Annotated in this window: 19 protein-coding genes; 7 read left to right on the top strand and 12 right to left on the bottom strand. The window is 45.1% G+C overall.

What is annotated here, in order from left to right; genetic code table 11:
• Positions 1 to 9: 9 nt before the first annotated feature.
• A complete protein-coding gene (locus D0X99_RS14460) occupies positions 10 to 690 on the bottom strand; it encodes a succinate dehydrogenase cytochrome b subunit (RefSeq protein ID WP_119478554.1) in 681 nt (226 codons plus the stop codon).
• A 320-nt stretch (positions 691 to 1010) separates the two neighbouring features.
• On the opposite strand from D0X99_RS14460, the gene D0X99_RS14455 reads away from it, so the two are divergent.
• Positions 1011 to 3788 carry a T9SS type B sorting domain-containing protein gene (locus D0X99_RS14455; RefSeq protein ID WP_119478553.1) on the top strand — a complete coding sequence of 926 codons (2778 nt, stop codon included), beginning with the start codon at positions 1011 to 1013 and terminating at the stop codon, positions 3786 to 3788.
• The gene (locus tag D0X99_RS14450) at positions 3785 to 4207 is read left to right on the top strand and encodes a thiol-disulfide oxidoreductase DCC family protein (RefSeq protein ID WP_119478552.1); all 423 of its coding nucleotides are present in this window, start codon (positions 3785 to 3787) and stop codon (positions 4205 to 4207) included. Before D0X99_RS14455 ends, D0X99_RS14450 begins: the two co-directional genes overlap by 4 nt.
• Here the strand turns inward: D0X99_RS14450 and D0X99_RS14445 are convergent.
• A complete protein-coding gene (locus D0X99_RS14445; protein WP_119478551.1) occupies positions 4204 to 5163 on the bottom strand; it encodes a sodium-dependent bicarbonate transport family permease in 960 nt (319 codons plus the stop codon). The two genes, D0X99_RS14450 and D0X99_RS14445, sit on opposite strands and share 4 nt — an antisense overlap.
• Positions 5164 to 5249: 86 nt before the next feature.
• Between D0X99_RS14445 and D0X99_RS14440 the strand changes: the two genes are divergently transcribed.
• The gene (locus tag D0X99_RS14440) at positions 5250 to 6182 is read left to right on the top strand and encodes a LysR family transcriptional regulator (RefSeq protein WP_119478550.1); all 933 of its coding nucleotides are present in this window, start codon (positions 5250 to 5252) and stop codon (positions 6180 to 6182) included.
• A 189-nt stretch (positions 6183 to 6371) separates the two neighbouring features.
• A complete protein-coding gene (fabD, locus tag D0X99_RS14435) occupies positions 6372 to 7247 on the top strand; it encodes an ACP S-malonyltransferase (RefSeq protein ID WP_119478549.1) in 876 nt (291 codons plus the stop codon).
• Between the two features lie 81 nt (positions 7248 to 7328).
• On the opposite strand, the gene folK is transcribed toward fabD, so the two are convergent.
• A complete protein-coding gene (gene folK, locus D0X99_RS14430) occupies positions 7329 to 7814 on the bottom strand; it encodes a 2-amino-4-hydroxy-6-hydroxymethyldihydropteridine diphosphokinase (protein ID WP_119478548.1) in 486 nt (161 codons plus the stop codon).
• A 155-nt stretch (positions 7815 to 7969) separates the two neighbouring features.
• On the opposite strand from folK, the gene sppA reads away from it, so the two are divergent.
• Positions 7970 to 9733: a signal peptide peptidase SppA gene (gene sppA, locus D0X99_RS14425; protein ID WP_119478547.1), complete on the top strand. Its 1764-nt coding sequence runs from the start codon at positions 7970 to 7972 to the stop codon at positions 9731 to 9733.
• Between the two features lie 34 nt (positions 9734 to 9767).
• On the opposite strand, the gene D0X99_RS14420 is transcribed toward sppA, so the two are convergent.
• Entirely contained in the window at positions 9768 to 10661 is an 894-nt protein-coding gene (locus D0X99_RS14420) for a flavin reductase family protein (protein WP_119478546.1), read from the bottom strand.
• A gap of 195 nt (positions 10662 to 10856) precedes the next feature.
• Between D0X99_RS14420 and D0X99_RS14415 the strand changes: the two genes are divergently transcribed.
• The gene (locus D0X99_RS14415) at positions 10857 to 11705 is read left to right on the top strand and encodes an endonuclease/exonuclease/phosphatase family protein (RefSeq protein ID WP_119478545.1); all 849 of its coding nucleotides are present in this window, start codon (positions 10857 to 10859) and stop codon (positions 11703 to 11705) included.
• A gap of 15 nt (positions 11706 to 11720) precedes the next feature.
• Positions 11721 to 12167 (top strand): DinB family protein, encoded by a 447-nt coding sequence (locus D0X99_RS14410; RefSeq protein ID WP_119478544.1) that lies wholly within the window; start codon positions 11721 to 11723, stop codon positions 12165 to 12167.
• 66 nt (positions 12168 to 12233) lie between these two features.
• On the opposite strand, the gene D0X99_RS14405 is transcribed toward D0X99_RS14410, so the two are convergent.
• The 8 genes from D0X99_RS14405 to D0X99_RS14370 form a co-directional block, all read right to left on the bottom strand.
• Complete coding sequence (locus D0X99_RS14405) at positions 12234 to 13355, bottom strand: hypothetical protein (RefSeq protein ID WP_119478543.1); 1122 nt, start codon at positions 13353 to 13355, stop codon at positions 12234 to 12236.
• A 128-nt stretch (positions 13356 to 13483) separates the two neighbouring features.
• Positions 13484 to 14806: a sensor histidine kinase gene (locus tag D0X99_RS14400; protein ID WP_119478542.1), complete on the bottom strand. Its 1323-nt coding sequence runs from the start codon at positions 14804 to 14806 to the stop codon at positions 13484 to 13486.
• 1 nt (position 14807) lies between these two features.
• Positions 14808 to 15482 carry a response regulator transcription factor gene (locus D0X99_RS14395; RefSeq protein ID WP_119478541.1) on the bottom strand — a complete coding sequence of 225 codons (675 nt, stop codon included), beginning with the start codon at positions 15480 to 15482 and terminating at the stop codon, positions 14808 to 14810.
• A complete protein-coding gene (locus D0X99_RS14390; RefSeq protein ID WP_147392238.1) occupies positions 15479 to 16306 on the bottom strand; it encodes a hypothetical protein in 828 nt (275 codons plus the stop codon). The genes D0X99_RS14395 and D0X99_RS14390 overlap by 4 nt, the downstream gene beginning before the upstream one ends.
• A gap of 105 nt (positions 16307 to 16411) precedes the next feature.
• Positions 16412 to 16783, bottom strand: a complete 372-nt coding sequence (locus D0X99_RS14385; RefSeq protein WP_119478539.1) for a hypothetical protein — start codon at positions 16781 to 16783, stop codon at positions 16412 to 16414.
• Positions 16784 to 16894: 111 nt separating this feature from the next.
• Complete coding sequence (locus D0X99_RS14380) at positions 16895 to 18094, bottom strand: phosphoglycerate kinase (RefSeq protein ID WP_119478538.1); 1200 nt, start codon at positions 18092 to 18094, stop codon at positions 16895 to 16897.
• Between the two features lie 293 nt (positions 18095 to 18387).
• Positions 18388 to 19350 (bottom strand): L-threonylcarbamoyladenylate synthase, encoded by a 963-nt coding sequence (locus D0X99_RS14375; RefSeq protein WP_119478537.1) that lies wholly within the window; start codon positions 19348 to 19350, stop codon positions 18388 to 18390.
• A gap of 3 nt (positions 19351 to 19353) precedes the next feature.
• On the bottom strand, positions 19354 to 20064 hold the full coding sequence (locus D0X99_RS14370) for a tetratricopeptide repeat protein (protein ID WP_233553728.1): 711 nt from the start codon (positions 20062 to 20064) through the stop codon (positions 19354 to 19356).
• Between the last annotated feature and the right edge of the window lie 125 nt (positions 20065 to 20189).

The raw sequence follows: 20189 nt of genomic DNA, 5'->3' as shown, positions 1-20189 counted from the left end.
GACTATTAATTAGCTGGTGAAATAGATATAAAGTGGCATGCTGGCAAATAGAACCGGCACCACAATACAATAGAACTTTCCGACTGCTTTGATGGCCGGAGAATATTTGACGTGGTTTAATCCCAAAGTCTGGAAAGCGGAAGAAAATCCGTGAGAAAGGTGAAACCCCAGAAACCCCATTGCGATAACGTAAAGTGCTACCATCCAAGTTTGCTGAAAAGCCACTTGCACTACGCTGTAAAGATCTTTGTATTCCTCAGTACCGTAAACGACAGTTGGGATTCCTCCCCAATGCATCTGATACCAAAAGCTGTACATATGTCCAACCAAGAAAAGAAGGATGATTGTGCCCAAAACACCCATATTTCTAGAAGCCCAGGTGCTGTTGGTTGAAGCTTTGGATTCAGCGTAGCCAACAGGTCTGGCAGATTTGTTAAGTTGACCGAGTGCGATGGAATAAATTACGTGACCGATCACCGAAATGTAAGTCAGGTAAGAAAGAATTTTGACAATCGGATTGGTGGTCATGAACTTGGCATACATGTTAAATGCCTCGCCACCGTCTCCTTTGAACAACAGTAAATTTCCGGAAACGTGACCTGTCAAAAAGAGAATCAGAAATAGCCCGGTCAAGGCCATAACCAACTTTCTACCGAGGGTGCTTTTCAAGGTTTTTGTAACCCAGCTCATACAATTTTTAAGATTAGTTTAGAACGAAAGCCTTTGATTATTATGCGGCCAAATTTACACGGGGAAGTGGTAGCAAACAATGCAATCGAATTCCATTCTCTTATTTTAAAAGGTTCTAAATAGTTTACTTTTAAGGCTCAAATCTTCCTTTTATTTGGTCCGCTAACAGACTGTTTATTTTTATTGTTTGAATTTCCGGGGAATTTCTACTTACTTCCATTTATTTCGTATAGGTAGAAAAACCTGAACTGAAGTCTCCGGTGTTAACTTTTCCATTTCTCCGGCGTTTTCAGGTATAGAATCACCAAAGTTGACCAAACATGAAGCTTAAACTTTCCTTAGGGATATTTTTTATTTACCTCATTGCTGGAATTTCATCGGCTTTTGCCACTCACATCCGGGCAGGGGAAATCATCGCCGAGCGCATCTCTGTTCAGACGCTTACTTATCGAATCACCGTGGTCGGCTACACAGACACCCGATCCAGTGTGGTGTTTGGACCCGGTACGATCAATTTTGGTGACGGCAGAGAGGAACAGTTAAATACCGAAAGTGATTTCTCCTTGGTCGAGGATCTCGGTGATCAAATTGAGAAAAACACCTTTGTTATTACCCACACTTTTCAAGGACCTGGACGATACAAGATCCGTTTTCAGGAATTCAACCGAAATGACCTGACATTGAATATGGACAACTCGGTGGATACGCCTTTTTATGTGGAAACCGAAATAAACATAGATCCATTTATCGGAGTAAATAATTCCCCTGTATTGACCATTCCTCCTGTAGACAATGGTGCTGTAAATGTTCGCTACATCCACAATCCAGGAGCTTTTGATCCGGACGGAGACAGTTTGTCCTATGTGATGGACACTCCAAAGCAGGCATTCGAAAGACCTGTTAACAACTACAGAAGCCCAGCTGATGCCGAATTCAGCCAAAGCCAACAAGACGGCAGCACACCTGCAGTCTTGGACATTGATCCAGTTTTTGGAGATCTGATTTGGGATGCACCCGGTACTGCAGGCCAGTTTAACGTAGCATTCCGAATTCAGGAATGGAGAAAAATCGATGGAAAATTCGAACTCATTGGATATGTGGTTCGGGACATGCAAATCATTATCGAAAACTCAAACAACCGCAGACCGGAACTTCTTTTACCGGATGACCTTTGTGTTGAGGCAGGTACTTTGATCAAAGAAATTATCCAGGGATCAGATCCGGATGGCGATCCAATAAAAATTGAAGTCTTCGGTGAGCCCATTGAAATCACGACCTCTCCTGCCTCTTATTCTCCGGAAAGTAAATTTCAGCCTCAGCCGGGAATTGTCAATTTTACCTGGCAGACTGTATGCAATCATGTAAGAGCAAGGGAATATGAAGTCCGGGTGAGAATCACAGATCAACCCAGATCAGGACCAAAATTGGTGGACATCAAAACTTGGAAAATTAAGGTAATCGGTCCTCCTCCGGTATGGGATGACCTCGAACAACAATCCGGTAGAACTGTAGAACTCAACTGGGATCCCTATGTCTGCGCCAATTCTGCCAAAGAAATGCAGATCTGGAGAAGAATAAATTCTGACCCCTATGAGCCAGATTCCTGCGAAACCGGTATTCGTCCGGGTTATGAATTGATCGGAACCACCGACATGACAACTTTCTCGTTCAATGATTTGAACGGTGGAGAAGGCCTTGCACCAGGAAATACATACTGTTATCGATTGGTTGCTGCTTTTCCAGAACCAAGACTTGGAGAAAGCATTGTTTCGGAGGAGATATGTATCACCATTGACGTGGATGTACCGATTATCACCAATGTCAGCATTGAAGCCACAGATCCAGCACAAGGAGAAATATTTGTCAAGTGGACCCCTCCTTACGATATCGACAAAACACAATTCCCGGGACCTTACAGCTACGAATTGCTGAGAAGTGAGGGATTCACGGGAACACAAAACAGAACTTCATTAGGGATTACCAGTGACACACTTTTCACGGATAAAGGCCTGAACACCGAGAATCTTGTGTACAACTACAAGGTGGTATTGCTGGATAATAACACCAAAATTGACACTTCCTCGGCGGCATCCTCTGTGAGATTGGAGCCCACGATCATCAATGAAGCCATTGAATTGAACTGGACCTTCAACGTTCCATGGAACAATGTGATTGGAGAGTTTAAGCACGAGGTCTACCGAAACCGGACCGATCCTGCAGCAGCTGATACGGAAACTTTCGTCAAAATAGCCGAAGTTGACGTAACCACAGCAGGATTTAAGTTTCTGGATAATGGAAGCTTCAATGGCAAGCCTTTGGTCAAGGAATTGGAATATTGCTACTATGTCGTGACTAAAGGTGCGTACAACGTAGCCGGACTGGTTTATCCGCTCGAAAACAAATCTCAAATTACTTGTGCCAAGCCGGATGATAACCGACTTCCATGTCCTCCTGTATTGACTTTTGAGGGGCCGGAGTGTTCCGCCTATGTTTCAGAACAACCTTGTAACAACAATACGTATGAGCATGACCTAAGCTGGGAACCCAATTTTACCGGGCAATGCGACGATGAACTCAGCGGCTATAGACTGTATTTCACACCTGATGGGGAAGAAGGTCAATTCAACTTGGTAGGCCAATATTCCTCCCTGCAACAGGCGACAACCCTTACCAACCTACCTAATTACAGAGGCTGCTATTACATCACGGCTGTGGATAGATCCGGAAATGAAAGTGAACCAAGCAATGTTGTCTGTGTGGACAATTGTCCAAGCTACAACCTTCCAAATGCATTCACTCCAAATGGAGATGGTGCCAATGACACATTCATGGCATTTGACAATCCATTCTCTGAATGTCCAAGATTTGTATTGGGTGTGGAAATCTTCATTGTAAATCGTTGGGGAGCAGAAGTATACCGCTACAATAGCTTGGAATTCAATGAAAATGATATCTATATCCGGTGGGATGGTCGCGATAAGAATGGAAATGAACTTCCAGCTGGCACCTATTTCTACTCGGGCAAAGTGTATTTCGATGTGCTGGATCCAGCCTTGAAAGAGCGGGAACTTAAAGGTACCATTCAATTGCTCCGATGAGCGATCAGAAATCTGTAGTGCTCTTTGACGGAGTTTGCAACCTTTGCAACGCTTCTGTTGATTTTATTCTAAAGCGGGATAGGAAAAACAGATTTTTGGTTGGGGCATTACAGGAGGAAGCTGGTAAAAAGCTACTATCAAATTTCAAGGTAGATTCAGACTACTTGGATTCTCTTGTTTTGGTGGAAGACGGTAAAGTCTACTTCAGAAGTACAGCAGCGTTAAGAATTGCCAAAAATCTCCCGGGTTTTTGGCCATTTTTTTATGTGTTCATTGCACTCCCTCCATCCATCAGAGATGCTGTCTATGATTGGATTGGTAAAAATCGTTACCGTTGGTTTGGAAAGAAAAGCACTTGTAGACTACCCTCTCCCGAGGAAAAGTCAAAGTTTCTAAACCTTGAAAATCTTCCTTTTTAAAACGCCTGAATGATCATCCAATAAACCGGCATTCCCAAGGTAAGATTGAACGGAAAAGTAATGGCAAGCGCCATTGGCACATACAATCCTTCATCCGCTTTGGGATTGGATAACTTCATTGCAGCAGGAACAGCGATGTAAGAAGCCGAAGCTGCCAAAATTGAAAAAATCAGTCGGTCACCTTCCGCCGGAGCAATCCATTGACTCAGAACTGCCACCGCACATCCGTTAATGAACGGAATCACAATGGCGAAAATTGTGGAAAAGTATCCGTATTGAAAAAAAGCCTTCAGCCTCTTCCCACTGTTGATTCCCATATCCAATAGAAATACTGCCAAAAACCCTTTGAAAATGTCAGTCACGAATGGCTTGATTCCTTCAGCTTGCTTTTCATCAGCAATCAATCCGATGACCAAACTTCCCAGGATTAACAATACGGAACCATTGGTGAAGGCATGGAATACAATGTTTCTAATTCCTCCTTTAGTTTTTTGCTCTGAATATTTTTGAAGCAAAATCACCGCTGAAATGATAGCTGGGGCTTCCATCAAGGCCATCACAGCGACCATATGACCTCCGAATGTCACTCCTTGCATGTCCAGAAAAGAAGCGGCCGCTACAAAGGTTACCGCTGAAATAGAACCATAAGCTGCAGAAATCGCCGCGGCATTTGGTACCCCAAGTCGTTTCTTCAGCAGAAAAAAAGTATAAAAAGGAACCGAAGCCGATAAAACCAATCCGAAGAGCAACGCATAAATTATCTCAGGATTAAAATCACTGTGCGAAAGTTCCTGCCCTCCTTTAAATCCGATCGAAAGCATGAGGTAAAGAGCAATAAACTTTGCACTGGTGGCCGGTATCTCAAGATCACTTTTGAGCTTTACTGCCAAAATTCCAAGTATGAAAAAAAGCAAACTTGGGTTGGACAGGTTGTTAATCAGAATTTGAAAATCCATGCTGCAAATATCTTTTGCATTTTTGGGATAGAAAAAGAAAACATATATTTTTTTTATTCGTAATCTGATATAAATTAATTTTATTTATGAATCTAACCTTGCATCAACTCAGAGCATTTCAGGCGATTGCCAAATACCAAAGCATTACCAAGGCGGCGGAGGCGATGAACATGACCCAGCCTGCAGTTTCCATCCAACTTAAAAACCTGCAGGAGCAATTCTCAGTACCTCTGACAGAAATCCTTGGAAAGAAAATCCACATCACGGAATTCGGTCAGGAATTGGTGGATACAGCAGATCGGATTTTTACGGAAATGAACAACATCGAGACCAAAATGCTCGAATTGAAAGGACTCCTGGGAGGAAAAATCAGGATTTCTTCGGTCTCAACAGGCAAATACATCATTCCTTACCTGATGGCAGATTTCATGAAAATCCACCCTCACGTGGACATCAGTTTAGAAGTCTCCAATCGATACAATGTCCTTGCACACCTTCAGGAAAACAGTACTGACCTCGCTTTGGTCTCACTTTGGCCGGAAGACCTTGATTTGGAAAGCATCAGCATTGCCGAAAACAACTGGTACTTGGCCTGTGCTTACGATAAAGTGGACTTTTTCAAAAGGGAAATTGAAAAAGAAAACTGGTCAAAAATCCCCATGATTCTTCGGGAAAAAGGTTCAGGAACACGGACGATGATGGAAAAATTCTTCTTTGACCGCGATATCCACGTTGAAAGCAAAATGGAATTGGCTACCAATGAAGCCGTCAAACAAGCAGTCATGGCAGGTCTTGGCGCATCCGTTTTGTCCAACTTTTCCATGACTCAGGAACTTAAAGACAAGCGATTGGCCATAATTCCTTATCCGGGATTTCCGCTAAAAGCTGATTGGAGACTGATTTGGCTCAAGCAAAAAAAACATCCACCCGCTGTCAATGCATTTATTAGATGGCTGGGAGAAAACAAGACCGAAATTTTCAAGGATCATTTTCCAGCCTTGGAAACCCTTGGGATTTGATCCCATCCAACCAAGGCAAAAAGATTTATATTTGTGGCCTTCAACACTAAGTCAAGGTTTGGAATCTAGCATAGTGATAGATTCACAAAAGCAATGATTATCCCTAATGTGAGGTTCTTCCGATACAAATCCGCCTATGTTGGCTAGTCCAGCGCTGGCTAGGTCTCAAATAAAAATCAATAAAATAAGATGAAAGCATTTGTTTTTCCGGGCCAGGGAGCCCAATTCCCCGGAATGGGAAAGTCACTTTATGAGTCGAATCCTGAAGCGAAGGCCCTTTTCGAAAAAGCCAATGAAATCTTGGGATTCAGGATTACCGATATCATGTTTGACGGCTCTGAAGATGACTTGAAGCAAACTAAAGTCACTCAGCCGGCTATTTTCCTCCATTCGGTGATCCTGGCTAAAACCACGCCTGACTTTGCTCCGGACATGGTAGCTGGACATTCGCTGGGAGAGTTTTCAGCTTTGGTTGCCAACGGTACGCTGGCTTTTGAAGACGGACTCAGACTAGTCTACCAAAGAGCTTTGGCCATGCAGGAAGCATGCGAAATCAATCCTTCCACGATGGCAGCCATTTTGGGATTGGCTGATGAAAAAGTGGAAGAAATCTGCGCAGAAATAGATGGTGAAATCGTAGTTCCTGCCAATTACAATTGCCCAGGGCAATTGGTTATTTCAGGATCAAACAAGGGAATAGAGATTGCCTGCGAAAAAATGAAAGCTGCCGGCGCCAAGCGAGCCCTACCCCTTCCGGTGGGTGGAGCTTTTCACTCTCCCCTCATGGAGCCAGCTCGTGAAAAACTGCAAAAAGCAATCGAATCGACCCAGTTTAATACCCCAATCTGTCCAGTCTATCAAAATGTCAGCACCACCGCAGTGACTGAGGTAAGTGAGATCAAAAAAAATCTGATTGCCCAACTGACTGCTCCGGTAAAATGGACCCAATCGGTTCAAAATATGGTCAAAGACGGCGCCACCCAATTTGTGGAATGTGGACCTGGCAAAGTACTTCAGGGTTTGGTCAAAAAAATACACCCAGAAGCAGAAGTCTCCGGATTATAAAAACCAAATCCCGCTCACAAGGCGGGATTTTTCAATTTGTGCCAACAAGTAGGAATCACCTTAAAATTCAAAATCAAAAGTCTACTTTTTGAAAAGCTTCACCTCATTTGGATCATCGCATTCTTCTAATAACTCAGCGGTAGTCTTAAGTAAGACTGGGTGCTTTTTATCCGGCAGAAGTTCACATAACGGAACTAGAACAAATCTTCTCTGATGCAGGAATGGATGGGGAATTTTCAGGCTTTCTGAATCAATCACTTGGCTTCCAAAGTACAGAATATCAATATCCATGGTGCGGTCACCCCATGGTTGCTCCCTGGTTCGACCAAGATCAACCTCAATTTTTTGGATGATTTCAAGGACTTCTTCTGGAGTTTTTGCCGTACTGATTACTGCGATCTGGTTCAAAAAATTCCCCTTCGCCACCCCGCCCCAAGCTGAAGTTTCGTAGATTTTGGAAACCCGGAGCAATTGAAAGTGATCATTGAGTGATTCTATGGCATGAAAAAGCAACTTTTCCCGGTTTCCTTTGTTACCTCCAAGACTTAGTACAACCTCAGTTTGCATCGCTCGTCATTTATCCGATTGTAAACCTAGCTCAAAATAGATTATTTTCGAATCCAAAATCTTTTCTTGTAGGATGCCCTTGAGAAGTACTTCTCACAAAGTTGGATGATTATCTTGGGCATTCCGTTTGACCTCTAAAAACCAATTATAAACAAATGAAATTCTTAGGCAATGTGTTGGCTGTGATCGTTGGTCTTTTCATTTTCTCCATTCTCAGCTTTCTTATCTTTTTCGGCATCATCGGAATGATCGCGGCTTCTTCGGAAAAAGAAGTGTCAGTCAAAGAGAATACCATCCTTCACCTCGACCTCAACGGAAGAAGACTCGTCGAGCGAACAACCGAGGACGACCTTAACTTTGGAGGATTCAATCCCTTTGGCGGGGACATGAACGCCGGCTTGGTCAACTTGAAAAAAGCAATCCTCGAAGCCAAAACCAACGAGAACATCAAAGGGATTTACCTCAATACGGGCTTGATTATGGCCGGTCAAGCGAATCTTCTTGAACTGAGAGAGGCGCTGATTGACTTCAAAGAGTCCGGTAAATTCATTGTCGCCTACGATGAGGCATTTACAGAAGGAGGGTATTTTCTGGCATCAGTTGCGGATGAAATCTACCTGAATCCTCTTGGAGGAATCGACTTCAACGGTTTTTCTTCCGAGGCGATTTTTATCAAAGGTTTCTTTGAAAAAGTGGGAATCAAGCCTGAAGTTTTCCGTGTTGGTGAATTCAAAAGCGCTGTTGAACCGTTCATTTTAGACAAAATGAGTGATGAAAACAGACTGCAAACCCAGTACTTCCTGGATGACATCAACAATCAGGCAGTAGCTAAAATCGCGGAATCCAGAGGAATTGCGTTGGACAGCTTGAAAAAAATCAATTCCGAAATGCTCGTCAGAAAGCCAAAAGACGCTGTCACATACAAGCTCGCTACCGCCTTGGCATACGAAGACGAAGTCCACACCAAGCTCCGTGAGAAACTGGGACTTACCGAAGACGATGAAATCTCCACCATCAATGCCACAGATCTAGGTTCAATTTCCAAATCCAAAAACATCACTTCCAAGAATAGAATTGCAGTAATCGTAGCCGAAGGTGATATTGTAAGTGGAGATATTGATGGAGCATTGAGCTCTGAAAAATTTGCCAAAGAAATCCGTAAAGCCAGAAAGGACGAAAATATCAAAGCCATCGTCTTACGTGTCAATTCCCCAGGGGGCTCAATTGTTGCCTCCGATGTCATCTGGCGAGAGATGGTCGAAGCCAAAAAAGTCAAACCGGTCATTGTGTCCATGGGTGAAGTAGCCGCTTCCGGTGGGTATTACATCGCTGCACCTGCTGACACCATTGTGGCCCAGCCAAACACCATAACCGGTTCGATCGGGATATTTGGTTTGTGGTTTAATGTTCAGGAATTGCTAAATGATAAACTCGGAGTAACCACCGATGTCGTGTCCACTGGTCAGTTGTCCGATTTTATGAACGCTGCGAGACCTTTGACTGAAGTGGAGCGGAGCATCATCCAATCCAGTATCGAAGACGGATACGAGACCTTTATTTCAAGGGTAGCAGAAGGACGAGGCATGCATCCGGATTCTGTAAAAAAAGTAGCTTCTGGCCGTGTTTGGACCGGGACTCAGGCGAAAGAAAGAGGCTTGGTCGATGTACTTGGCGGATTGGATACAGCGATCGGAATCGCCGTAGCCAAGATCAATGCCGGCGATGACTATCGAGTGGTCTATTATCCGGAGCAAAAACCTTGGTTTGAAGAACTCTTCAGCACCTTCGGAGACAAAGTCCAAGCCAGAATCCTTCAGGCACAACTGGGTGAAAATTACCAGCTGATCGAGAAAATGAAAAATCTCCAAAACTACCAAGGAGTGCAAGTCAGAATGCCTCAGGATATTGTGATCAAATAACAAAAAAGGCCCGGAATCGAAATCCGGGCCTTTTTTATTGCCTTTGCAGAAGAATTTTCCAGGCTTTATTGACCTCTCCCGCTTCCAATTCCTCCTTGGCCCATCGATGCAGGTGATCCATCCAGGACTCGGGATCGTTTTTAAATCTTTTCCGCATGTCCTGGACTTCTTCGCTCTTCGAAAATTCTTCCAAATCAGCTACTGTTGGGAAATGCTCCACATTCCCCAGCCTTCCCAGATTATTTCCTGTCAAAACCGGGCTGCTGCGAATTTCCATAGGAATCTGATCCACGCCTATTCCCAGTGTGGTCAGCGGTTTTGGGATTTGGAAAAGGGAATCCGAAGTAATCCTCGAATACCAGCTTCCTCCCAACCGGGCTACCGGATTGAGTCTGACAGGATCGATAGTGCCTTTCTCATCGAAAATGGAATCATCGAAATGCATAGCGATCACCTCACAGATGACCAAATTTCCTGCTCCACCACCTGTCCCCAATGGCTTGACTTCAATCACTTTGCACTCCATGGCTACTGCGGCTTCTTTGACCCTTGGTGGAGCCACCAATGTTGAAGCGACAGGAGTCAGGCCGGCTTTTTCAAATTCATTGACTCCCTTGGGGTATTCGGTGCTTGCCAGAGACAATTGCTCCACCCGATCAAATCCCACGATATGAATCACTACTTCGGGTACTTCCAGCACATTATCCAGCGTATGCTTGGTGGTATTGTCCCTCACTCTTCTGGATGGAGAAAAAATCAAAATCGGGGGATTGGAGCTAAACATGTTGAAAAAACTGAAGGGGCTGAGGTTCACATTTCCGGCTTTGTCCACTGTACTGGCAAAGGCAATCGGACGTGGAGCTACAACTCCCTGCAATAGGGTCTGAACCTCAACGGGACTCAGGTCTTTGGGATAAAAGGTTTTCATCTGTTTATAATTGTTCTTTAATTGTCAGATAGTTTGTCCCAAACCTGCCTTTCGGAGGCAGGCTTGATTTGGGAGAATCTCGCAAAGTGAAAACCATCTTAAACCGAAATTGCCAATCATGCTCGATTTCATTTCAGCTAAATTGAATGCAATTTTAATCAGATAAGCATTTTTACACGAATTAGTTCTCGTTTTATGTTTCAAAAAATCATCTCAACGTTCTTTTTCTTCTTTCTGCTGATTCTCTTCCAACAGGGGAATCTATCCGCACAAAGCCATCGGATAGCCACCTTCAACATCCGCTGGGACAATCCCGGTGATGCAGGTAACCTGTGGAAAGACCGAGCTCCTCATGTCATTCATCTGATCCAATTCCATCAAATCGGACTGTTTGGGACACAGGAAGCATTAGCCCATCAAATCAAACAAATCAATGAAGGATTGGGCTACCTATCGATTGGAGTCGGAAGGGATGATGGGAAGGAAAAGGGCGAGTTTTCTCCCATTCATTACAATCCTAACCTTTACAAACTGGAAGATTCCGGGACATTCTGGCTTTCTCCCACTCCGGACAGCCCCAGCAAAGGCTGGGATGCCGCACTCAACCGGATCTGTACCTGGGGAAGATTCAAGGACAGTAAGGGGAAAAGATTCTACGTCTTCAATGTACACTATGACCATATCGGACAGCAGGCACGGGAGGAAAGCAGCAAGCTGGTCGCTTCAAAAATCCAGCAAATCAACCGAGAAAAGCTCCCTGTCGTCTGGATGGGAGATTTTAATGTCACTCCTGACAACGCCGCCTATCAGACAATAGTGAGTAATCCAGCTTGGAAAGATGCCCGATTGGCTTCAAAGCTTCCTTCTTATGGACCTCCCGGAACCTTTACCGGATTTGACTGGGAACGCATGCCAGATGGAATTATAGACCACATATTTGTCCAGGGCAAAATCAATGTAATCAGACACGGGATCCTGACTGATAACTATGGAAAAAAATACCCTTCCGATCACTTTCCGGTTATGGCGGAGCTTCAGTTTTAACTTCCAATCAATTCTATGAATAGCTTCCGCCCTCTATTGCATGATATGCTGGAGCAAAATAAGTTGACTTGCTCTTTCGCTTTCGAAAAAATCACTCAGGAAAATTCCTCTTGGAGACTTAACCCAAAAACAGCCAGTGTGGGCTTCATTTTCAGGCACGTTGGGGAGACGATGATCCTGTTTGGGTACTTTTTTGGCTACCCTCCTACCACAACAAATACCACCATGGGAAGGGAGGACAAAGGAGAGCACTATAACCTATTCGAAAGCAAAGCTCTCCTCGAAAAGGGCTACAACCTATTCGAAAACCTGGTCAACACCCTTCCCGAAGAAGAATGGAGCGAAATGATCGAGACTCCTTTTTTTGGCCAAGTCTCCAAAATGAGGCTCTTTTCGCACGTGCTTTTTCACAATGCCCACCATGCAGGGCAAATTTCACTAACCCTTACCAGAGGAGCCTGACTTATAAAAAATAAAAAAACCGATCAGCTCACTGCTGACCGGTTTTCAATCGCACTAACCCAAGTTTTAACCGCCAATGGTTTTGGTGGTAGTTTCTCCGTTTACGGTGATGGTAATGGTCTGATTGCTGCATGAACCGTCTCCATAATTCACGGTGATGGTATTGTCCCGGTATACTGTCTTAACGGCTCCCAAAACCGGGCCTCTCCTCTTGCCTTCGCAAGACAGATCGATTTCAAGTGGTGTGGTGGTCTCGTGGGAGTAAATAACCGTACCGTCAGTGGCAATGATCGTAGTCTTGACCTTGGTGACAATGGTGCCGCTGACCGGACGTCGGGAGTCCTCGGATCGTACCACTTCAGACTGTCTTGATTTCTCAGAAGTCCAAACCGCCTCTTCGCCATCGGCAAAAACAAACTTTCCGTTAGCTACAGAAGAAAGGACACTTCCTTTTCCGGTATTTTTGTCAAACTCCGAAACGGTGGTCTTTTTCCCGCTGATCTGAATATCATTTACCGAGTAGCCCTCAAAGGTCACCAATTCTGTGAGCTTATTGCCCACTTTGTTGCGCTCAATGATGATTTTCCCGGCTCTGGTGATTTCCTGCTCATGTCTGGTGATTGTTACTCCGTCTCCAAAATCCACTTCAGTTTTGACAATCAAAGCTAATAGCGAATCCAATTGAGGAAACTGATTTCCGCTATGTCCGGCATGTGGTCCATCCGCACTGCCAAAAGCCGGCAAAACAACCGTTTCTCCTTCAGCATCATAATGGGTAATGGTTGCTCCACCGAATTTGTACACCCGGAATCCCCGGATTTCCCCGGCACTTTCGGCATCGATGATGGCCAAAATCTCATCATTCGGGGCCAGCAAATTCAGCCCGTCCATAATTCCTTTGTGTCCTCCTTTTCCTTTCCCAAGGCCTTTCAGACCTCCCATTCCACCCGGACCATGGGAAGCCTCGCTATTGTCCGAGATGCGGGCATTGATGCCTCCAGTCTGGGAAGAATTTCCGCTGATGGCAAAACTGGTACCACTGGCCAATTGTCCGGAAGTTTGGGCCAGGTCAATTGCAGTGGCATCGGTGGCAGTTAATTCACCGATTGCGGTAGGGTCATCTTGCTCAGTACAGGCTGCCAAAAACAGCAAATACGAAAGAATAAGCACACTCTTGAAGGTTTTCATAGTTTGTGATTTAGATTATGAGACCAAATTGATATGTCAAGATGAAGGGAAAATGAAAAAGGACTTTTTTTCAGTTTTTTTTGAAAAAATTTTACAAAACGGTCAAATCAGGAACTCAAAGCCATTTTTTAAGAAACTGGAAAACTGAAAACGAGCGTTGTTTTTCCATCTTGGGAGGAAAGTTGAATTCTTACTGCTAAAAAAGTAGCAATCCGGTGCATAATCTGAAGCCCAAAACCGGACTTCTCTTTATTCACATCCTTGAGAAAAACCAGCCCGTTTCTTACCTGCTCCAGCAGTTTTTCATCAATGCCTTCGCCGTCGTTTTCGATCCGGATTTCATAGCGATCCGGATGTCTAAGTCCACTGATCCAAATTTCCCCTTCCTCACTCACATACTTGACGGCATTGCTCAGCCCATTTTGGATCATCATGGTGCAGAGGGAATGATTGGTATTCTTGAAAACAAACGGGTCGATTTTTCCATGGGAAAGCTTAATCCCCCGATTCTCGGCGATTTCCCCCCAATCGTCAATCAGGTCGTGCAGAATTTTAGCCAAATCCACCTCCTCAGTTTTGAGAAACTGTGCATTGTTTACTTTTGACAAGAGCAGGAGTGCATTGACTGACTTCTTCATTTTTTGAAGTGAATCCTGCATTTCCATCAGCTTTTCACTTTGATAAGCATTCAGATTTTCATCCACAAAAAGTGCCTCCACCTTGGATTGAAGCACCGAAATCGGTGTTTTTAGCTCATGGGAAGCATGTGAAATAAAAATCCTCTCCTGATTAAATGACTTTTGGATCCGCTTCATCATCTCGGAAATCGCCTGATCCAAAATCTCAAATTCCAGGGTAGTGCTGGATATGGGAAGATCATTGAATTCCTGCGGCTCGTTGATCTGGGAGATTTTGGTCCGGATGATTCGGTTAAACGGCGCCATGATGCGCTTGCTGATGGCTGAATCCAAAATGAAGGACAACCCCAGAAACAGGAATAGAATTCCAATGGCTATTCGAAAAAAGATCGATTCAATCTGCTCGATCGTGCTGAGACTCCGGCCAACTTCCAGCAGATAAATTTCGCCATTGATATCCAGCAAGTCGGCATACACGCGATAGCTGATCTCCTCCCCTTCAATGATCCGTTCCACACTGGAAAGGCTGTCTTGGAGCACAGTTCCCGCATCGACCTTTTCCAGCAGGATGTATTCTTCCTTTAGAATATTGTAGGATCCAAAACCCTCCTCGGGATTTTCATTGGAGATGAAACTCTCAATGCCGTCTGCCTCGATCAATTCCAATACTTCCGCCTTTTTTTGGATGAGTTGACGATCGGTGTTTTTCAGGATAAAATAGCGAAGGAGGTAAGGTCCGGACATCAAAAAGAGGAGCAAAAACAGACCTTTGCCCAGTAGATTAAAAATAAGCAGCTTGTGGAAGAGCTTCATTTCAGGAGATTACTTTATAGCCCAAGCCTCTCACGGTCTCCAGCCAATCCACCGGTCCAAAGGCACTGAGTTTTTTTCGGATATTTTTCACATGAACGTCGATGTAATTGGACTGGTAGTCATCATCCAAATGATCTCCCCACAGGTGTTCGGCAAGCTGGAAACGATTCAGCACCCGGTTTTTGTTGATCACCATAAACTGCAGCAACACATATTCCTTGCGTGTCAACTTGATTTCCTGCCCCTGAAAATGCACTGATGGCTGGCTCAGGCTGATCTCAAATCCCCCCAGATTTACCGTATCCTTTCTCCATCCTCCCTTTCTTCTGAGGATGGCCTGCATTCGGGCCTTCAACTCGAGTAGTGAAAAGGGCTTGGAAAGGTAATCATCCGCTCCGCTTTCAAGTCCCAAAATTTTATCCCCAACTTCTGTCCTCGCAGTGAGAATGATGACGGATGCATCTTTTTGATACCGTTGGATATCGCCGAGCAGCTCCAACCCATCACCATCCGGCAGACCCAAATCCAGCAGGATAAAATCGTACGAGTTGGCGGCCAGGTTTTCAGAGGTATCTTTAATCAGTCCCACCGAATCCACAATGTGATGTTCGGATTGGAGGAAATCTCCGATTTCCTTTGCCAGCTCCCGCTCGTCTTCTACCAGTAATATTCTCATTTGGATTTCTCTATCGGTAAAGCGTACGTCACTTTAAGGGCAGCTTGGATATTTCCTGTGGATGTGTCATAGTCTGGAACATTGACAGGAATGACCCACTTGGGTTCAAGCTGAAATTCAAAGCTACCCAAGGTAAGGTTAAATGGAACGGCCATTTCCACGGATTGGGCTTTGAATTTCTGTGTTTCCAACAACTCTTGCCTACTCAAGTCGTAACCGCCGATCTGATAATAGTTACTCGTTCCGAAAAAGAAGGAAAGTCTTGGCTCAAAAGACAAAATAGCTTTTTCCCAAAGTCGCTTATCCAGTTCAAAATATCGGGAGTGATTACTGACAATGAAAAAATCCGCCGGGTCATTGATCAAAAACTGAAACTGAGTCGTCGAATACAACAGTCCCCAATCCAGACCAACAGTTCCCTGCACAATCCCAATATTGTCTGTACCACTGGCATTGAGGTAACTGGCTCCCCAAAACTCAGAAACGGAAAAATCGAAGTCGGCTTTTTTGCTGAATTGTCCGGCAAATCCCAATCCGAATCCTTTTTGCCAGGAAAGGTCCTCTATAAAAAACTTGGAAAGTGACGCGGTCAAATACAAACCCGAATGATGCCAATACATGACGTCCGTTGAAAAAAACGGAGTCCTCTGCCCAAAATCCCTCCCCATGAAAGTGGTTCGAGTCTGATATTGCCCGCTCACCAACAGAAAGTCATAGGAAACCTGCTGAGCGCTGTCCGTTTTGACAGAATCCTGCTCCTGGCTGTATCCGGAGGATATCCAAAGTGCATTCAAAAGAAAAAGCAACGCAGCGCCTTTCGTCATGAAAATAGAAACAGGTTCTTTTTGAGCGATTGGATTTTGAATCTTAGACCAAAAGATTGGCAAAAGTTTAAAATCTAGAACGGAGTCGAGAAGATGATGGGAATTTTAATTCCCCGGTGGTCTCAACCTTGGACCTGGAGGCCGCTGTCCAGGCATTCCTCCCGGCCGGGTGATTGGCCCTCCAGGTCGGGTTTTGGGCACACCTCTCACATGGGGTCTATTGGGATCCATTCCTCCTGGATGACCCGGTTTTTTTCCTCCCATTTGGTTCGGCTGATTGGGATCCCCATTGGGCTTAGCGCCCGGTTGGGCCACAGCAGGCAAAGAACTTCGCCTGGCAGCACTGGAGATTCCCACCTTTTTACCGTTATCTCCGGATTGAACCTGAGCGGGTACCGATCTCTTGGGAGGCTGACTTTGAGCCCACCCATGATTTGCGGTAAATAGAAGCAATGCCAATACAAGAATCCTGATCATATCCTAGGTGGAATTTGTGAAAGCAAATGAAAGGGGAAAAGATGAAGAAAAGATGAAGAAATAAGGCCACCCTTTCGGATGGCCTTTACTTTTATTCTGATTTCGAAATTCTTACTCTGCCAAAGCAGCAACTCCCGGAAGTACTTTTCCTTCCATGTGCTCCAATAGCGCTCCACCACCGGTGGAGACGTAAGAAACCTGATCAGTGTAGCCAAACTTATTTACCGCTGCCGCTGAATCTCCACCTCCTATAAGTGAGAAGGCACCGTTTCGGGTCGCTTCGGCTACATATTCAGCGATGGCTTTGGTTCCTTTGTCAAAGGACTCCATTTCAAAAACGCCCATTGGACCGTTCCAAAGGATGGTTTTGGATTCCAAAATCGTCTTTCCGAAGAGCTCCCGAGTCTTTGGTCCGATGTCCAAGCCCATCCAGTTATCAGGAATTTCTCCACTTGTAGCTACTCCCTGATTGGCGGTATTGGAAAATGCATCCGCAATGATCGTATCGACTGGCAGAATCAGGTTAACGCCTTTCGCCTTTGCTTTATCCATCAATTCCAATACGAAATCCATCTTGTCCGCCTCCAAAAGAGAAGTTCCGATGGAACCGCCTTGCGCTTTGGCAAAGGTGTAGGACATGCCGCCCCCGATGATGAGGTTGTCCACTTTTTCCAGCAGTCGCTCGATGATCAGGATTTTGTCGGCGATTTTGGCCCCTCCCATGATGGCTGTGTAAGGACGCTCCGGATGTCCGAGTACTTTGTCGGCATTGGTCAACTCGGACTCCATCAGGTAGCCGGCAACTTTGTCTTTGAAAAACTCAGCAATGACCGCGGTGGAAGCATGCGCTCGGTGAGCGGTACCAAAGGCATCGTTCACGTAAACATCTCCCAGCTTAGCCAATTTGCCTGCGAAGTCTTTGTCGCCTTTTTCCTCCTCCTTGTAAAACCGGAGATTCTCCAACAACAACACTTCACCTGCTCTTAACGCTGCCGCTTTACTTTCGGCTTCAGCACCAATGCAGTCTGAAGCGAATTGAACTTTGGTGCCCAAAGCCGCTTCAACCGCAGAAATGATGTGTCTGAGCGAATATTTATCCTCAGGCCCGCCTTTTGGACGGCCAAGGTGAGACATCAGGATGGCAGAACCGCCGTCTTTCAGGATTTTCTTGATCGTAGGAACAGCAGCCTGGATACGGGTATCGTCAGAGACTGTAAAATCTTCATTCAATGGAACGTTAAAATCTACCCGGATCAGGGCTTTTTTGCCTGCGAAATTCAGGCTATCGACGTTTTTAACACTTGAACTCATAGGATTGGTTTAATAGATGTAGACTGGATTTTCTTAAAAAGAGCCTGAATTTAACCAAGATTCCTGCAATTGTCGATCAATTCGGTTGATCAATTTGCTATTTCCTAAAGTCCCCAATTCCGAAATCGATTGAATCGAATTAAAAAATTGGAAAATTCTAAAATTGGAAAATTGGAAAATTTTGAATCATTCGAATGAATGGGTAAACTGAATTATGCTATTGAAACCAACTTTTCACTTTTCCGATTTACCTGCAAACTGCCTACTGTTTACTGCCCAAAGGTCACTTAATCCTATTTCGCCCCGGCACGCTTCAGACGATCATTGATCGCCCGTCCAAGTCCTTCCTCCGGCATCAATTCTGCCAAAATCAGGTCAGATTTTCCTTCATCCAGCTTTCGCATCGCCGAAAAAAGGTTTTTGGCAGCTTCGTGAAGATTTTTGTTAGGACTTAGCGCAATCTGATTTCCAGCAGACACCTCAGCGTAATAGTCGGAGAAACTCAAGACAGCGAAATCGGTTTTTTTCTCCAAATGCTCTCCAATCAAATCCTTGAGATTTCCCAAAATAAATGGCTTTCTGGGAGAATAATGGCTTTCCAAAAGGCCCGGAGCCTGAGGATTACTGGAGCTGTGATCTTTGATCTTGACAGGCCCAATGAGCTTTTCAATTTCAGCAATCTCCAATCCTCCCAGGCGATAAATGACAATTTCAGCTCCTTCCATTCCCACTATCGTACTTTCCAAACCGACCTCGCAGGGTCCCCCATCGAGGATGTAAGGGATCTTTTCACCCAATTGGGCATTGACATGGGCCGGACTGGTCGGGCTGATGTAGCCGAAAGGATTGGCGCTGGGAGCCGCCAAAGGGAAGTCCAAAGTTTCCAATAAGGCCAGCGTTAAGGGATGTTTTGGCACACGAACTGCCACCCGTTCCAAGCCTGAAGTCACCAAATCCGGAACAATTGACTTTCTTGGCAAAAGCAACGTCAATGGTCCCGGCCAAACGTACTCGGCAAGGGTTAGTAGCTTTTCAGGAAATTCGGTCACAAAATCACTCACCCGATCCATCGAGGATGTGTGCAAGATCAGTGGATCAAAGGCCGGCCGGTTCTTGGTTTCAAAAATCAATGCCACGGACTCGGGATTCAGCGCATTTCCGGCTAATCCATAGACTGTTTCCGTGGGAATTCCCACAAGCTGACCTTGTTCCAAAAAGGATTTAGCCAAATCAATGTCTTTGCCGATCTGAGCCATGAGTTATTCTTCGCAAAAATCCTTGATCCAGGTTTCGGCTTCGGCATATCCCAACGAAAGAGCCATTTTCAAGTCTGCACACCCTTCGTTTTTTTGTCCCAAGGCACTCATCCGGGTAACGCCCAAAAGGTAATAAGCCTCAGCATTTTTGGGATCAAGGTTGACTGCGTTGGTCAGGGATTCCATGCCGTGCATCGGGTCATTCATACCCAATTCTGCTTTTGCCTTGCGAAAATGGGCTTCGGCCTGGTTAGGATTGGCTTGAAGGACGGTTTGGAAATCGAGAAGCGCATCCTCGTACTCTTCCATATTAAGCAAAGCGGTACCCCGGTTAAAAAAAATGTCGGTTTGGGAGGCATCCAAAGCGCTGGCCATGTTGAAGTCGGCAAGGGCTTCCTTGTATTTTTCCAGTTCCATTTTGGCATTGCCACGGTTGAACCAAGGCTTGTAGCTGGCGGAATCTGCAGTGATGGCCGCATTAAACACCGGGATCGCCTCCTCTACCTTACCCTGCTGAAAAAGTGCCACACCCTTGGCATTCAGAGCCGTGGCATTTGAGGGATTTTTCTCCAACAGCTGATCAAAATAGGTTACTGCCTCGGGCCAAGCCTGCGCGTCCATTTTTTCAATACCTGCTTTCAGTAATTCTTCCTCACTTGGGCTACAGGCGAAGAGGCTCACACAAAGCAAGCCCAAAATCCAGAGTTTATTCACGGGGTAAATTTTCGGCAAAGATAGGGAAAATGACTTGCGCAGCAGGGGAATCTTGAATCTCAAATCGTTGAAAAGGGGAAATCTGATTTTTCAGGGAGTGACGACAATCACTGGGGCGAGGATTT

This window comes from Algoriphagus lacus, assembly GCF_003583985.1.
GTDB classification, from domain to species: Bacteria; Bacteroidota; Bacteroidia; order Cytophagales; family Cyclobacteriaceae; genus Algoriphagus; species Algoriphagus lacus.
Note: the sequence above shows the minus strand (reverse complement) of the source record. Positions and strands in the feature narration are given on the sequence as shown.

What these genes read in the sequence shown, in the direction of transcription:
- D0X99_RS14460 (WP_119478554.1), bottom strand. Translation starts at nt 690, where the DNA reads ATGAGCTGGGTTACAAAAACCTTGAAAAGCACCCTCGGTAGAAAGTTG.
- D0X99_RS14455 (WP_119478553.1), top strand. Translation starts at nt 1,011, where the DNA reads ATGAAGCTTAAACTTTCCTTAGGGATATTTTTTATTTACCTCATTGCT.
- D0X99_RS14450 (WP_119478552.1), top strand. Translation starts at nt 3,785, where the DNA reads ATGAGCGATCAGAAATCTGTAGTGCTCTTTGACGGAGTTTGCAACCTT.
- D0X99_RS14445 (WP_119478551.1), bottom strand. Translation starts at nt 5,163, where the DNA reads ATGGATTTTCAAATTCTGATTAACAACCTGTCCAACCCAAGTTTGCTT.
- D0X99_RS14440 (WP_119478550.1), top strand. Translation starts at nt 5,250, where the DNA reads ATGAATCTAACCTTGCATCAACTCAGAGCATTTCAGGCGATTGCCAAA.
- fabD (WP_119478549.1), top strand. Translation starts at nt 6,372, where the DNA reads ATGAAAGCATTTGTTTTTCCGGGCCAGGGAGCCCAATTCCCCGGAATG.
- folK (WP_119478548.1), bottom strand. Translation starts at nt 7,814, where the DNA reads ATGCAAACTGAGGTTGTACTAAGTCTTGGAGGTAACAAAGGAAACCGG.
- sppA (WP_119478547.1), top strand. Translation starts at nt 7,970, where the DNA reads ATGAAATTCTTAGGCAATGTGTTGGCTGTGATCGTTGGTCTTTTCATT.
- D0X99_RS14420 (WP_119478546.1), bottom strand. Translation starts at nt 10,661, where the DNA reads ATGAAAACCTTTTATCCCAAAGACCTGAGTCCCGTTGAGGTTCAGACC.
- D0X99_RS14415 (WP_119478545.1), top strand. Translation starts at nt 10,857, where the DNA reads ATGTTTCAAAAAATCATCTCAACGTTCTTTTTCTTCTTTCTGCTGATT.
- D0X99_RS14410 (WP_119478544.1), top strand. Translation starts at nt 11,721, where the DNA reads ATGAATAGCTTCCGCCCTCTATTGCATGATATGCTGGAGCAAAATAAG.
- D0X99_RS14405 (WP_119478543.1), bottom strand. Translation starts at nt 13,355, where the DNA reads ATGAAAACCTTCAAGAGTGTGCTTATTCTTTCGTATTTGCTGTTTTTG.
- D0X99_RS14400 (WP_119478542.1), bottom strand. Translation starts at nt 14,806, where the DNA reads ATGAAGCTCTTCCACAAGCTGCTTATTTTTAATCTACTGGGCAAAGGT.
- D0X99_RS14395 (WP_119478541.1), bottom strand. Translation starts at nt 15,482, where the DNA reads ATGAGAATATTACTGGTAGAAGACGAGCGGGAGCTGGCAAAGGAAATC.
- D0X99_RS14390 (WP_147392238.1), bottom strand. Translation starts at nt 16,306, where the DNA reads ATGACGAAAGGCGCTGCGTTGCTTTTTCTTTTGAATGCACTTTGGATA.
- D0X99_RS14385 (WP_119478539.1), bottom strand. Translation starts at nt 16,783, where the DNA reads ATGATCAGGATTCTTGTATTGGCATTGCTTCTATTTACCGCAAATCAT.
- D0X99_RS14380 (WP_119478538.1), bottom strand. Translation starts at nt 18,094, where the DNA reads ATGAGTTCAAGTGTTAAAAACGTCGATAGCCTGAATTTCGCAGGCAAA.
- D0X99_RS14375 (WP_119478537.1), bottom strand. Translation starts at nt 19,350, where the DNA reads ATGGCTCAGATCGGCAAAGACATTGATTTGGCTAAATCCTTTTTGGAA.